This is a genomic window from Streptomyces sp. NPDC005799, assembly GCF_040630525.1.
GTDB classification, from domain to species: domain Bacteria; phylum Actinomycetota; class Actinomycetes; order Streptomycetales; family Streptomycetaceae; genus Streptomyces; species Streptomyces griseorubiginosus_B.
The window spans coordinates 1-14732 of record NZ_JBEXXQ010000098.1 but is presented as its reverse complement, the minus strand read 5'-3'; the positions used below and the strand labels follow the sequence as shown (position 1 = coordinate 14732).

Annotated in this window: 10 protein-coding genes; 8 read left to right on the top strand and 2 right to left on the bottom strand. The window is 66.7% G+C overall.

Features of this window, described 5'->3' with window-relative positions:
• From ABZ453_RS48435 to ABZ453_RS48400, 8 genes are all read left to right on the top strand, one after another.
• On the top strand, nucleotides 1-519 hold a 519-nt coding region (locus ABZ453_RS48435; RefSeq protein ID WP_359026094.1), incomplete at its 5' end, for a TetR/AcrR family transcriptional regulator.
• Nucleotides 520-721: 202 nt separating this feature from the next.
• Nucleotides 722-1186 carry a helix-turn-helix domain-containing protein gene (locus ABZ453_RS48430; RefSeq protein WP_359026092.1) on the top strand — a complete coding sequence of 155 codons (465 nt, stop codon included), beginning with the start codon at nucleotides 722-724 and terminating at the stop codon, nucleotides 1184-1186.
• 631 nt (nucleotides 1187-1817) lie between these two features.
• Nucleotides 1818-2534 (top strand): hypothetical protein, encoded by a 717-nt coding sequence (locus ABZ453_RS48425; RefSeq protein ID WP_359026090.1) that lies wholly within the window; start codon nucleotides 1818-1820, stop codon nucleotides 2532-2534.
• Nucleotides 2535-4576: 2042 nt separating this feature from the next.
• Nucleotides 4577-5656, top strand: coding sequence for a ThiF family adenylyltransferase (locus ABZ453_RS48420; RefSeq protein WP_359026088.1), 1080 nt, complete (start codon nucleotides 4577-4579; stop codon nucleotides 5654-5656).
• 774 nt (nucleotides 5657-6430) lie between these two features.
• Nucleotides 6431-8059 (top strand): hypothetical protein, encoded by a 1629-nt coding sequence (locus ABZ453_RS48415; protein ID WP_359026086.1) that lies wholly within the window; start codon nucleotides 6431-6433, stop codon nucleotides 8057-8059.
• A gap of 1 nt (nucleotide 8060) precedes the next feature.
• A complete protein-coding gene (locus ABZ453_RS48410) occupies nucleotides 8061-9389 on the top strand; it encodes a hypothetical protein (protein WP_359026084.1) in 1329 nt (442 codons plus the stop codon).
• Nucleotides 9386-10636: an MFS transporter gene (locus ABZ453_RS48405; RefSeq protein WP_359026082.1), complete on the top strand. Its 1251-nt coding sequence runs from the start codon at nucleotides 9386-9388 to the stop codon at nucleotides 10634-10636. The genes ABZ453_RS48410 and ABZ453_RS48405 overlap by 4 nt, the downstream gene beginning before the upstream one ends.
• Before the next feature lie 52 nt (nucleotides 10637-10688).
• Nucleotides 10689-11549 (top strand): DciA family protein, encoded by an 861-nt coding sequence (locus ABZ453_RS48400; protein ID WP_359026080.1) that lies wholly within the window; start codon nucleotides 10689-10691, stop codon nucleotides 11547-11549.
• 1255 nt (nucleotides 11550-12804) lie between these two features.
• Here the strand turns inward: ABZ453_RS48400 and ABZ453_RS48395 are convergent.
• Together ABZ453_RS48395 and ABZ453_RS48390 are read right to left on the bottom strand one after the other, a co-directional pair.
• Nucleotides 12805-13374 carry a hypothetical protein gene (locus ABZ453_RS48395; RefSeq protein ID WP_359026078.1) on the bottom strand — a complete coding sequence of 190 codons (570 nt, stop codon included), beginning with the start codon at nucleotides 13372-13374 and terminating at the stop codon, nucleotides 12805-12807.
• A gap of 23 nt (nucleotides 13375-13397) precedes the next feature.
• Nucleotides 13398-14684: an IS256 family transposase gene (locus ABZ453_RS48390; protein WP_359026076.1), complete on the bottom strand. Its 1287-nt coding sequence runs from the start codon at nucleotides 14682-14684 to the stop codon at nucleotides 13398-13400.
• Between the last annotated feature and the right edge of the window lie 48 nt (nucleotides 14685-14732).

Genomic DNA, 14732 nt, shown 5'->3' with positions numbered 1-14732 from the left:
GCCGCGCTCGTCGACCGCGAGGGTGTCGGTGTGGGCGTCGAGGCGTTGTGCAAGGCCGCTGGGGTGTCGAAGCGCTCGATGTATCAGCTGTTCGAAAGCAAGGACGAACTGCTGGCGGCGAGCCTTGAGCGACGAGCCGCTTCCTGCACCGCCGGCCTCCTGCCCGAGGCGGACAACCGGGGGTCTCCCAGGGAGCGGGTGCTGCACATCTTCGAGCGGCTGGAGTCGCAGGCCGAGGTGCCCGAGTTCAGCGGCTGCGCCTACCTGGCGGTGCAGATCGAGCTCAAGGACCGAACCCACCCCGCGAGCCGGGTGGCGGAGCGCGTCAAGGGCAGCCTGACAGCGTTCTTCCGGGCGGAGGCCGAACGGGGCGGCGTGGGTGATCCGGATGTGCTGGCCCGCCAGTTGATGGTGGTCTTCGAGGGTGCCAGTGCCCGTGTGGCGATTGGAGCCGACCTTCTGACCGGGCTTCTCGCCCCCATGGTGGTCACCCTCCTCGACGGGGCAGGCATGCGCTGACTGTCATGTCGCGCGTTCCCTGTTCTCCTCTGAGGCTGCCCGCCGGAAGACGGGGCTCACCTTTCCGCGTCCTGCCAAGAGGGCGACGAAGATCGCCTGCATGCCCGAGCGGCCGCCCCGGCACCGTCCGGGGGCGGACTGTGCGGTACCCGCTCGGCCCTGAACCTGTCAGTTGCTTGGTGCAACGTGCTAAATTCACAGCATGTTGGGCCGAACATACGACAGTCAACTGTGCTCCATCGCCCGGACCCTGGAGGTGGTGGGCGAGCGCTGGACCTTGCTGATCGTTCGCGACGCGCTGCTTGGCCTGCGCCGGTTCGAGGAATTCCAGGACAGCCTTGGTATCGCCCGCAACGTACTGAGCGCCCGCCTCTCCCAACTGGTCGACGACGGGCTGCTGGAACGAATCTGTTACCAGGAGCGGCCAGCCCGTTACGAGTATCAGCCGACGAGCAAGGCCAAGGACCTGCTCACGGCGTTGCTCTCCTTGATGCACTGGGGTGATGAGCACGCCGAGAACCCGGGCGGCCCGCCGCGGATCACGAGCCACGAGGGCTGCGGAGGTGAGGTCCGGGAACAGCTCGTCTGCACGCAGTGCGGTCACGGGGTCGGCCCGGACGTAGTTCACCTGCTTCCCGGCCCACCGCTCACAGACGCCTCGGCCTGAATTCCGCAGCTTTCTCGATGGATTGTCCGCTCGCGTCCGCTGGGGTGGTGCGTCGAACGGCCACTCCACGATCTCGTATGTGAGGCTGTGCGGTCCTGCCGCGTGGACCGCAGGACCGTCCGCAGGCATGCATAGGCGGCGGTCGTCGACGAACTGTAACTATTGATGAGGCACATCGATTCCGGCCGAGAGTGGCAGGTGTCGCACGAGACGACGTTCGGGTCGTCGAAGGCGTATCTGCCGGCGGAACCAGAACAGGTACCGAGGCGGGGCGGTATCGACCCTCCCGGAGTTCCGGACCGTACCGGCCCTGGGCCCGCAACTCCGAGACCGCCCGCTGACGCTGCGAGCGCCGGGACCCGGGCACCGGCGGACGCCTTACCCACAGAGGGAACTCCGGCCGCCGCCACCGCACCACGAGGGTCAACTCCCCACCACCACTTCACCATCCGTCCGTCCCGCAGTGCGGTAGAGATACCCGCTGGTGCCGACGCCCACCAGTCCGGGCACGCATCTGCCATGGAGCTGCAGGAAAAGTACAAGCGAGCAGCAATCAAGACTCTTCCGACAAGAAACCAGCCGTTGCCAGGCCATACCCGACACTCACCTGTTGTCGGGGAAGCCTGACGGCATGAAGAACACTGAACCCGACCCCGAGACCGACCGGTACGCCTACAGCCGCGCCGCCCTGGCCCGCCTCGTCCTCTCCTACGAACAGCGGCAGCTGGCCGTGCAAGCCGGCGCCGACGTCCCGACCGATGACACCTACGCCACCCCCGGGATCCTAGTGACCCAAGCGCAGAAGCTGGTCGACCTGGCCCGTGAGGTGCTGACCCGGTCCGTCATCTACGAGCGCACCAACGGCACCAGCTGGGAGGAGATCGGGGAGGCCCTGGGCGTCACCCGGCAGTCCGCCCACGAACGGTTCAAGGCGGCCATGGACGAGTGGGAGCTGAGCCTGCTCGAGCCGTTCCAGGAGGACGAGAACTGGCCCGTCCCCTGCATGCGCATCCACGCAGCCGCCTACGAGCCCACCTGGACCGGGCGCTGGCTCGACCAGTGGGTACGCGAGACCCTGCCCGCCTACCGCGACCAGGAGTACCCCGTCAGCGGGCACCTCCAGCCGCTCTCCGCTGACGAGGAGATGCACCAGGTGCAGGCCGCGATCAGACACCTGCACAGCAGCGGTGCCGGCCCCGCCGAACGCGCCGCGGCCTACGAACGCAAAGCCGCCCTCCTGGACCGCATCGCGGTCGAAGACGGCACGCCCGAGGCTGCCGAGCAGGCCGCAGAAACCCGTGCCCGCGCCGCACAGCTCCGCGCCCAGACGGAAGGAGAACACGCGTGACTCTGGCCCGGCTGACCGTCTCGAACGCACGGCTCCGCTCCAACACGTCATCAGCCGGGGCAAACTGATCCGCAACACGGCGGACACCCAGCGCGTCGGCCGCCGCGCGGTGGCCGACGGCCCGACTGACAGCGCGAACGCGAGCCGGTTCCGGGCCTCCCTGATATCTGGCGGGAGCCGTTGCCAGGGTGTGGGCTGCGCGGTGAGCCAGTCCTAGAGTTCCCGGTGGCGGAATTGGTAGGTCACGCCTGAGACCCGCAGGAGTCCTGTGGCCGGTGGACGAGTACGGAAGATCGTCGGCCGGGTTCGCCCGGGCCCGCGCTGACCAGGGAAGCTGCCGTTCTACGGTGCTGGTAGCCCCGGCATCGGCACCATCGCCCAGCGCGACCAGCCACGCGGTGAACACCGCCGTGGTCCGGCCCGCCCGGCGCGAGAAGCACCGCAGCCAGCCCCGCACTGTCGTCATCGGCCTGCCCAGGCGCTCGGCGATCCGCCGCGCCCCCAGCCTGCCGCCGCGAGTTCCAGCCCGGCCCCGACGACCTCGGCCGCGTCCGCGCGTCTGAACAGCGACAACACCGGAAGCAGGATGTGCGTCGCGAGCGACACCTTGCCCGCGCGGAGGCACCGCCACGACCCCGGCCGGACCCCGCAGGCTCCGCGTCCGGCCCCAGTCCCACCGGGCCAGTACCCCGCCGCAGTCCGGACACGACAACTCGCCCTCGACCAGGCGCTGTTCGACAACCGAAGTTGTCACCTCTGCCGTGACCAAAGCGCCCTCCGTTGGCGCTCACACGGCCCTGCCGGACGCCGCCAAACGAGCGGGAGGGCCGTGATCATGTTCAGGACATGATCACGGTGCCGCCCAGCACCCAGAAGATCAATTACCTTCTTGTGAACTCTTCCTCATCAACATCATCAATGGCACAACACCGCCCGTTCGTCAGCATGTTGAGTGGCTATCTACATCCCAGAACCTGCGCGAGCGTCCAGCACTTCCGCATGTCCACCCCAGCAACAGCCCCGCGAACACCTCACCCCACGCCCGCTCAGCCATCCTTGCTCCCACGGCCACCCCGCCTTGATACGCCGTCACAAACGTTCATGATCACGATGGCCCTACTCATCCCCACACCCACCCCGGCGGCCCACTGACCAGCCCAGACGCTGGAACTACAGCTGCCGTGACCGATGCTGACGCGTACTTCGGGAAGGTGCTGGGGAACTCACCCAGTGGTACGCAGCTGGCCCAGTCGCAGGCCCTGACGACGTACTTCCTTTTCCTGGAGTTGCGACACAAGGCCGAGCTCCACCGGATGACCGGCCGGGTGGTCGAGTGCCCCATAGACGAAACGAACCGGCCGTGCGGAGCCAAGGAAACCCAGCTGCGGATTTCCCCGACCGGGCCAGGGGTCGGGGGCGGTACGCTGATCACTGGCTGGGGTAGCGGGCGCGATCGCCGACACGACCGTCGACTTCATTGGCGCCGTCGACCGAGCAGTCCTGGACAAACCTCCTCATGCCCGTTCGCCGACTGTGCGTCAGCCCCGTGCGGTGAAGCGGCCGCTGTGTCGCGTACGTCTTCACGAGCCTGCGCGTCGACCGGCACACCTACATGGTCGCCATCAGCATCGACATTCTATTGACAGGATTCATCAGCCCATAACTGCATGTCCTTGAGTAAGGAGGCGAGTGTCAACACCCATTGAATGCAGGAAATTACATAGCGTAATAAGATGCCCATGGTTCATATCTGCCCTGCATATTCCAGAGCGGATCAGAGTCATTCGGCTCTATTGCACTTCTGGACGTGCGCGTGAATCTGGTTTGAGCAGCAGATGTCACCGCAAGGCATGTCGGCTGTCTTCTGTTGCTGGGCGCTGGATCCGATTTGGGTCTATATGTGTTGACTAGAGGTCAGTGACGGATTGCGGTAGATTTTTTCGCATGCATCGAGATTGAATGGAATTGCAATTGCATCAGACAGTGTCGCTTGGGGCGCAGATTCGCCCGGATTTCTGGCTGGTCGGGCTGCAGGCGGGGAAATGTTGCGCCTGAAGCAGGACGCGATGGTCGTGCTAATTGGTGATCAGATTGCCTTTGTGCGTGGTCGGCGCGCTGTCCGCGTCGTGGTCTCACCAAGGTGGGAGGCGGTTGCCCGGGCTCTGATCGAGGGTGCGGGTTCGGACCGCGTCCGGGGACTCGCTGGGGGAGGAGCGGAGTCGTCGACTTTGGGGCAGCTCCTCGGCGCACTGCGCGGTATCGGCGCGCTGGAGGCTCCGCCCCGGGAGACCGGCCTGAGTGCGGCTGTCGTGGAGCGGCATCGGCGGACGCTGCGTTTCTTCGGGACGCATGAGACTCCGGACAATGACCGCTTTTCGTTTCTTGAGCGGCTTGTGAATGCGAAGGTCTTCGTGGTCGGTCTCGGCGGAGTGGGCAGCTGGATCGCCTATCAGCTGCTCATGTCCGGTGTCGGGACGGTGTCGGGGTGTGACGGCGATGTCGTCGAGATGAGCAACCTCAACCGGATGGCGCTGATCGGCCCGGGGGACGTTGGGAACCCGAAGACTGAGGTGCTGCACCGGCATTTCGCCTCACGTTTCCCGGATGCTTCGGTGAATTTTTCGCGGCGCGTGGTCACATCGGTGGACGACCTCGTGGAGATGGCTGCGGGACACGACCTGATCATTGGTGCTGCGGACCAGCCGTACCTGTCGATCCGGCTGTGGGTGTCGGGTGCCAGTCTCCAGAGCGGTGTGCCGTCCTTGCAAACCGGGGGCGGGCGGGTCGGCCCGCTGTTCATTCCGGACCGGACGAGCTGTGCCGGCTGCCTGCACGCCGCGTTACTGCGGACTTCCGGTGTCGCAGCACGGGGCGCGCAGACCGAGCATTTCCCCATGCCGCAGGTCGGCACGTTGTGTCCCCAACCGGCGGCTGATTCGGCGATGGTCGCCTTGGAAGCCATCAGATTTCTCACTGGTTGCACCGCGCCGGTGACGCTCGATGCCTACCTGCAGAAGGGGCCGGGCCTGCTCGACGGCGTCATCCATGAACTCCCGCCTGAGAGGGACTGCGTCCTCTCCTGCGGCGGGCACAAGAACCGGCGAGAAGCGGAGAGGAGGTGAATTGACGATGGAGCAGACGATTGAGCACGAGGAAGAGACGGTGGTCACGGAGGAGGTCATCGAGACCTATGACGTCCTCATGCTCGGGGAGTACGGCCCCCGGCTGTAAGTGACGAGCGTGGTGGGGTGGCTTGGCCGAAGCCACCCCACTAAAGGGCTGTCCCGCAACTCCGGAGACAGCCTGCCGACGTCCGATTCGACCTGATTGGCCGGGCCGCCGCAGAAGCCGCGAGTCGGGTCGGAACGAGACAAGGCGATTCGGCGGCGGTGACTCCCCAGCCTCCGCGCCGAGTTGCGGGACACCGCTTGGAGGTCGTTTTCAGCTATTTTGTACCGCTTCACGCGCCACAGTTGAATACTCGCGCCTTTCGCATCTCGGATTCTTGTAAGGGGTGTCGGGAGTAATCACCGAAATCAACTCCCCTTGGAATGAGACAGGCTTCACGGGATGAGACCGGCAATCTGGGCTTCCCTTGAGCCTCGGCAATCGCGCCAGGCGCTGGAGCCCCGAAAGGGCCGCTCCGCCACGGGTACTTGTTGGGATGAAACAGACCCTGTAGAGGAAAACGACCTCTTAGGGCGCGTCTCCGAACAATACGCGGGTCTACGTCCCGGTAGTGCCGACCTCGGCGCATGCTCGGTGCAACGTCGCCGCAGGTCAGCTGCTCGTAGCACATGTCGCAGGCGCAGAAACGGAATCGGCGTGTTATTGATCTGCAAGCCCTTAGTGGCACTCGGGTTCCGGCCACGACGTGATCTATGAGGAAAGGTTCCATGGCCCTGCGATCGACTACGCGTGAGCTGATCGACGAGATCCTGGCGATCGAGCCAGTGGAATGTGTGGTCAGTACGCCCGACAGCATCCCGCTTGACCTTCAGGGCCACGGTCACACCGGTGCTGTCCATGATCCGGTCACGGGGGCAAGTTTCGGTGTGCCAGATGGCCTTGAAGTCGCGGGGCGGCTTCCCTCCGGGTGCGTTCTCGCGGCCGAGGGCCAGCGGCTGGTCTGCCTCCGCTGCGACGACGCCATACCTGCGCCGTCGGCTGCGGGCCGGGTCATGGTACTCGGCCGGTATGTGTGCGTCCTGCATGAGGATGTCGTGCATGTCGCGGCCGGGCAGGACTGCCGCAGCGTGCGGGAGTGGCGTGCCGTCGTACCGACGGATGGATTACCCCTTCCCGTTGCGCGGGTGGTAGCCGCCCCCGGGGGCGGGCTGACGTGGCCGCAAGTCGGTGGCAGGCAGGGGTTCTTCCGTCTCGATGTCGCGTCCGGAACGCTGACAGCGCACCTTGTGCCTTGCGCGGGGCCGGACTGCGAGGCTGCTTTGTCGGCGGACGGTATGTATGTCGCGGTCTGGCAGCGCGGCACGCTGCGGATCAGTGTCGTTGCGACGGCCCAGGTGCTCATGGAGGCTTCCGGCGTGCTGTGTCCCGCGGTGTGGGACGCGGAGGGATGTACCTGGATCAGCCGCGACTGGCCGCACACCATGCTGGGACGCTGGAGCCCCGGCGGCGGCCGTGTCCAGGTCGAAAGCCCCTGGACGCTCGGCCGGCCGGTGCCGAGCGCCGTCGGCGTCCGTACTGTCGCGACCCATCCCGGGGTTCCGCTGCGCGGGATCTGGTGGGCGGACGCGGGCTCGCCGCCGGCGCAGGACGCCGCGCTGCCCTACACGGCGCACGCCGTGCCGGTACCCGGTGGGGAACTGAGGTCCTTGAGCTACGGTTCCGGGTGTTCCCGCCGGGGCGTTGCTGTTCTGCTGCGCGGAGGGCCCTACGGTGAGTGGACTCCCGTGTGGGATCCCATGGTCGAGTTGCTGCTCCGTGAGGGGTTCGTCGTCCACCAACTGGAGTCCCCTTATACCGCGGCGGTCCAGCGGCGGTTGTCGCCTGCGTTCCGGCGGGGTGAGTTCGGCTTCCGTGACGCCGAACTCGTCGCCGCGGCGATCCATCACCTCGCCGGCGTCGGCGCTGATGAGCCGCTGTCCGGCACGCTTGCGCTGGTCGGTCACAGCTACGGCGCGTTTCTCGCCGCGCGGACCGCGCACCGGGTACGTGCGCCGGACCTGCGTTTGGTCACCATGAACGGCCCGTGGTGTCCCGCCGAGATGTACCGGCTCGCCGAGGGGGCGGACACGCCAGCTCCGGGCTCGCTGGGGGAGTTCGTGACCCGCGCGTTGGCCCCGGACGCAGAGCGTGCCGTTCAACGGCCGCCCGCGCACGCCCGGTGGACCGTCATCCACGGAGACCAGGACCCCATCATGCCTCCCTCACTCGTGCAGGCCGCAGCCCGGCGGGACCGGCCCGACGCGCTTGTCCGCCTCGCGGGAGAAGGGCACGTGCCACGGCATACCCGGTCTGTGCGGCGGGTCCTGGAGGCCATCGCCATTTGTATTGAGGAGTGACATGGACGTCAAGGAAGGCCTCACAACCCTCAGCGCCTACTGCCCCGGCCAAGGGCCGCAGGCCCTGCGACAGCGGTTGGAGTGCTACGCCGAGGCCGGACCGGACACCTGCGACGGCACGTACTACGACCTGCGTGAACCCGGCAAAAACGCGCCGCTGCACGCCCGGACGACGGCCTACCTGGCGCGTGCCGTCGTCGGTGACGTTCCAGCGCTGCGTGCTCCGTTCGACCTCGTCATGCCGCCCGTCTGGCGGCTCATGATCGCATCGAGCTATGGCGACGCCCGCGCCGTCGGACTCGACCTGACCGCCAACACCACGTCGGACTCGGCGCTGCTGAGCCGGGTGTGCTCAGCGCTGGACGCCGGCTGCGGCGACACTGCGAGCCGGGCACAGCTCACCGGGCGGCTCGGTGCGATCCGGTCCTACGCGCGTGTGTTCGGCCTCGAGTTCTCCTCTGCCGAGGGCCTGCGGGCCCGTCTGAAGTCCGGCGAATACCCGGTACGCGCCCTCGGCGTCCATCTGTGGTTCCACGGCCGGCCGATCGATGTCGAGGCCCTCGCCGTGCGCCGGGCCGGCGACGAACGTCTGCCGCTTGACCAGCGAGCGGGGCTTGTGCGTTTCGTCCTCACCGAGCGGGGCAAGGCCCGCGATCCGCGCGGGGACCTGGCCGCAACCGCCTACCGTATCGGCGTACGCCTGGACCAGGCCCTCGCGCAAGCCGACGATGGCAGCCTGGAGGACGCGCTGCGACGCAGCGCGCTGAACCGGTCGCTCGCCTTCGGCCCCTTCTTCGAAAGGGACCGCTCCAGGACGCTGGCACACCTGGAACTCGCCGAACACCTCCTCGACGGCCACACACCGGACGGTCCAGGCCAGGAACTGCTCCTCATGGACTACCGCTTCCCCACCTTCGAGACCCTGAGCACAACACACCGGGCATTCGGAGCCCACGATCTGGCGGTCGACTATGCCCTACGGCTCACCGACCTCGATCCGAAGGACGCCCGGACCTGGTTCGCCCTCGGGAAAGCACTCATGGGCGCGGAGCAGACGTCCGAAGCCGAACACGCGTTCATCAGGGCCAGCCGGTGCGAGCTGCCGTACCGGTCGAAGGCTTACTATTTCACCTCCGTCGCGGCCCTGGTCCGCGGAGACACGGCACGTGCTCGGTACTGGGCCAGCCGCTCCCGCCACCTCGACCCAGCCGTCAGAAGCCTGCCTGGCATCGATGGTGAACTTGGCGCGGGACACAATGCGGGCGCCGCAGACCTTCCCCAGCCGTCCGCGCCCAGCAAACACACGAAAACCACGGACGGCCGCCGGTGACGACGACCGTACACCCGCAAACGGCGCCCAGTGGCCTGCTGCGCTCGCGCAGGTTCCTGTCAGTCTGGTCCGCCCAGACACTCTCGGCAGCGGGAGACCGGCTGTTCTCCGCCGCCGTAGCCTGGTACGCAATCATGCATCTCGGCGTGACCACCGGGGTCATCGTCGTCGGCCTCGCACAATTCCTGCCGATAGCAATCATGGCCCCCTTCACCGGCGTCCTCGTCGACCGGTTACCGCGACACTGGCTGCTGGCCGGGACGGACATCGCCCGCTTCGCCGTGTCCCTTGCCCTGTGCCTCGCCTTCTCCACCATCGGCTTGTCGACACCGCTGCTGGTCATCGGCATCGTGGTGCTGCGGGTCACCGGGGTCATGTTCGAACCGGCGCTGCAATCCCACATCGGCACGGTCGCCAGCGACGAGGGCGAGGTGTTGCGGCTCGACGCGTGGCTGCTCACCTCGGACATGATCTCAGGCATGCTCGGCCCCGTCCTCGCCGGCATTGCGGTCACGGCGGGGATCCAGATCGCGCTGCTGGTCAACAGCCTCACCTTCCTCCTCTCGGCACTTTCACTCATCGGCGCATTGCGAGCACTTACCGACGGCTCACCCGCCCGAACGCACTCACTGCGCGCCGCCGCCGGAGGATGGACGACGGCTGCGCGCGAAGGGCTGGCGGCAGCACGACAGGACCCGGCGATGACCCGGCTCGCACCCACCCTTCCCCTGATCGACCTCGTGGAGACAGGGGTTCTGCTCGTCCTGCCCGCACTCCTCATCGACCAGAGCACGCACGGCGGTCTGTGGTACGGGACACTCATCGGCTCGTGGTTCACCGGTCGGCTGCTGGGGTTGCTCCTCGCCCGCAGGTTCATCGTGCGCACCCGCAAGGGGATACTCCTCGCACTCAACGCCTTCATCCAGGGGACAGCCCTCCTCGCAGCCGGACTGTGGCCCGCCCCACCGTGGATGATGCTCTGCTTCCTCATCGTCGGCGTCCCGTCGGGCTGCGCATCCGTGTGTGTCAACGCCTACATTCAAACGCGCATCGAGGAGAACCTACGCGGCCGGATCTTCGCCCTGCTCGGAGCCGTCGTTGCTTTGTCGATGCCGCTCGGGCCAGTCATCTCCGGCCTGGTCGCCCACCTCGCCAGCCCGGCCCTATCCCTGGTGGTCCTGGGCGCAGTGCTCGCCGTCGTCGGCCTGTCACCGCTGACCAGCCGACAACTCTGGCAGACCCCCTGAACGTCTCTTCACCTCAAGTACTACCTCAGGCACCCGGACCTGCTCGGCGGCCTTGGAGCGCGGCCAGGCCGAACACCGGCAGGCCGCCGCAGCTCAGGCCCGTGCCGAAGCCGCGGCCGCGCAGTCCAAGGCGGAGGTCCCGGCCGCGACGGTGGCCCCGGTCGGGCTGCCCGCGCCCCGTCCGGCCGCCGTCACCCCGGAGGTTGCGGACGTCGACGACGACCAGGAGCTGGTGCTCGAGGACCTGACCCGCGAGCAGGTGCTCGACTGGCGTACCCGCGCCGCGCACGACCACCAGATCGTCCACGACCACATCGCCCGGTATGGCGAGCAGTCCGCGCAGCGCCTGTTCACCAGGTCGTTCGTCGCGACCGTGCAGCGCCTTTCGGACCTCGGTCACCTGGACCTCGGCTACACCCCGTGGGGGGCAGGCATGAGCGGCAGCGAGGTGTCTGGCGTCGACCTGGCCCGGGTCGCGCTGCGGGCCGCGGTGGAGGCGGCACGCGCCAACGGCGGCGGCCAGAAAGCGAAGGCGAAGCCGCGGATCGTTCGTACGGTGCGCCGCGACGGGCGGGAGCCGATGGGCCTCGGGGCCGCGATCGGCGCGCTGGTTACCGAGCGCGCGTGGGAGCTCCCGGCCGCCGGCGCGACGCTGCGGGAGCGGTGGGTGGCCATCGCCCCCGAGCTGGCCGGGCACGTCGTCGCGGTGTCGTATGACGCCGACTCCGGCCGGCTCACGGTGTGTCCGGAGTCGGCGGCCTGGGCGACGAAGGTCCGGCTGGAGCAGACCCGGATCATCGCGGCCGCCAACGAGTCGGCGGGCCGGACGGTCGTCCGCATGCTGCTCGTCGGGGGGAACTGTGCACGTGGCGATAGAGCAGCCGTGCACACGGGACTAAGCTATTTCAAGTAGTAATTTCGATCGGTTTTGGCCTCGATCGTTCGGGAGGGGCCGTCAGCATGTTGACGGCCCCCTTTTTTTGGTGGGATTTCGTGGAGGTTTTTTGGATCCGGGCGGGCTGATGGCCCGGCGCTCTGCGCGTTGCTCGTGGTGCCCGCATCGATATCTATCTCGGTGCGGGCGCTGGCCACGTCCGGGGCGAACCGGACCGGGAGGCCGTGCCCGCCTGGCTTCCCCAAGCACTGGCCGCCATCCGCAACGCCGGTCCCGACGGCCTGCAGCCCAGCCAGATCGCTGGGCTGGTCTGGTCGGCCGCGACCGAAAGACCGTCCGGCTCGGTCTCCGCGCCGCTGTGGACCGCAAAGAGACCACCTACCGCAGCAACGACCCGCGCTCGGCGAGTCTGGGTTGTTCCTGGCCCGTTCACCGTGCTTGTGGGTATGTGCGGGGCTGTGGCTGGGATGCGCCGGCCATCTGCGTCAGCAGGTACAGGGTCGGCACCCGTACCGCGTCCCGGACCTGCTACGTGATCAAGCCGGGCGAACATGACTCTCCCCGGGGCCTTGCCCGTTGAGGTAATTAGACTCTATTGCTGGTCTATTGGCATGCGCCAGAATGATAACTCCTCATTAGTGTAGGTCTCTTGTGCTGTCTTCAGGACAGCTCTCAAAGACCGGGCAGTTTTTGGAGTTTAGTTGAGGAAACTCGCAAAGCGACTGGCGTTACTTACCGCAGTGGCTGCAAGCGGTCTAGTGCTGGTGGTGCCGGGGTCGGCTTCCGCAGAAACTGGGCCGCCTTGGCAGCTTCAGATCCAGGTGAACCAAATCCCGCCGGGAGCAGTCGGCGCCATCTGGATCAGCACTTCGGATGGTGACCACGGAGAGATCAGCGAGTGCCACCAGGTCCACGTGGGTAGCAATGGGACAGATGTACCGGTGTGGCCCGGAACCGTTTACGCCATCGCATGGCAGAAAGACGCCCAGTGTGCTCACAGACTGACTGAGGCGTCTATTGTGCACGGCACGGTACCAGATAAGGTATCAACGAATAACTTCTGGGTCACCATGTCCTAGCATCGAAGTTTCGTGACTGTCCGCCGACTCCGTCGGCGGACAGTTTCGGTCACGATTCCTTCGAATTCTCGGATAGGTGAGAGGGGGTGTAGAGTCAGCATAGAATCGATCCAGTGTCGAAATTGACGACACCGTTTTCCCGGATTCCAGTACTTCCCCTGAGGTGCGTCATTCCCGGTAGGGCAACCAGGCAATCATCGGGTGAGCGCGCCGTTTTGGCTGCACTGCCCTTCTTCCAGGACGAAGTTGCCGTCCTGGACCGCGATCGGGTTCTTCTGCACGCGGATGACGGAGGCCGGCAGGTTGGGCGTGCGGACGTAGGGGACGGTGCCGATGCCGGCGTGGTCGGGGTCGGCGAAGTCCCAGACCGATTGGATACCGCCGCGGCGCCGGAATCTCTCCCGTGTTCGCATTCCGCGGGCTGTCTGAGCGCTCAGTTGAGGCTCGTAGCCCAGGACGATGCCGTTGGTGCCTTCGATGCGCACATCGAGGCGCGCGTGCCCGTCTTCTGTCTGCGGCTCGACGTCGGCGTGGAAGCCGTGATCTTCGGAGTCCTTCGCGACGCGTTCCTTGCGGGCGAGGTGCTCGTCGGACTCGTGGCTGATGGGTTTCTCTCCGGGCTTTCGGTAGTGGGAGGCAAGCCATACGCCGTCACGCTGGATGAGGTACATGGGGACGCGTCGGCCGCGCAGATCCCGGCAGTCGGGGCAGATGAGGCCGCGCTTTTCGACGGGTACCCGTCCTCGCATGCGCAGCAGGGTCATGTCCCCCGTGATGGTGTAGGCGATCAATCGTCCGTAGCGTTCGGGGTGTTGGGGAGTGCATGGGTGGTGTGGTCGGAGTGTTCGGCGGCGTAAATGGCCGTCATGCTGCCTTCGGACAGGTAGCGGCGGGGGAAGGCGATCCATTCGTCGTGCATTTCGCTGAGCACGGCGGTGACCAGCCGTTCGAGGGCGGCGGGGTTGGGGAAGACCTGCACAACGTCGGTGCGGCGCTTGATCTCGCGGTTGATCCGCTCCAGGGGATTTGAGGACTGGATCTTCTTCCAGTGAGAGATGGGGAAGACCGCGAAGGCGATCAGGTCCTCCTTAGCGTCCAGGAGCATCTGCCTGACCTTGGGGAACTGCTGCCCGAGCATGTCGGCCACCGCATCGAGCTGGTGATGGACGGCTTCGGCGGTGGGCTGGATGAAGATGGTGCGGATGGTCGCCGCCACCATTTCCCCGGATCCCTTGGGTATCACGGAGAACACATTCCTCAGGAAATGAACACGACAACGCTGCCAGGCGGCGCCGAGCATGACCTTGCGGATCGCGGCCACCAGGCCGCTGTGACTGTCGGAGATGACCAGACGGACCCCGCCCAGGCCGCGTTCGCGCAAGGAGCGCAGGAACTCGCTCCAGAACGCCTCGGTCTCGCTGTCACCGACCATCACGCCCAGCACCTCACGGCCGCCGTCCTCACTGATGCCGGTGGCGATGACCACGGCCTGGGAGACGATCCGGTGGTTCACGCGCACCTTGCAGTAGGTCGCGTCCAGGTAGAGGTAGGGGAAGCGGCTGTGGTCCAGGGGCCGGCCGCGGAAGACCGTGAGCTGTTCGTCCAGGTCACCGCAGATCCGCGAGACCTCGCTCTTGGAGATGCCGCTGTCCGCGCCGAGCGCCTTGACCAGGTCGTCGACCGAGCGGGTGGACACGCCGTGCACGTACGCCTCCATGATGACCGCGTACAGGGCCTGGTCGATGCGGCGCCGCCGTTCCAGCAGGCAGGGGAAGAAGCTGCCGCTGCGCAGCTTCGGTATCGCCAGGTCCAGGTCGCCGGCCTGGGTGGCCAGGGTCTTCTCCCGATGGCCGTTGCGGAAGGCGGTGCGGGCTTCGGTGTGCTCGTTCCACTGGGCGCTGATCCGGCCGCTGAGCTCGGCCTCGATCAGCTCTTGCAGCATGCGCTCGGCGACGTTGCGGACGAGCTCGATCCCGTCTGCCGTGCGTAGTGACTCCAGCAGGCGTTGTAGGGAACCTGTGCGGCAACAACTGCTCGTTCTGCCGGTTCCGGACCGGCGGGCGGGTAGGGGCACGGCATGAAGGTTCCGGCGGAAACCGTCGCAGCGTTATGCGGCAAATTC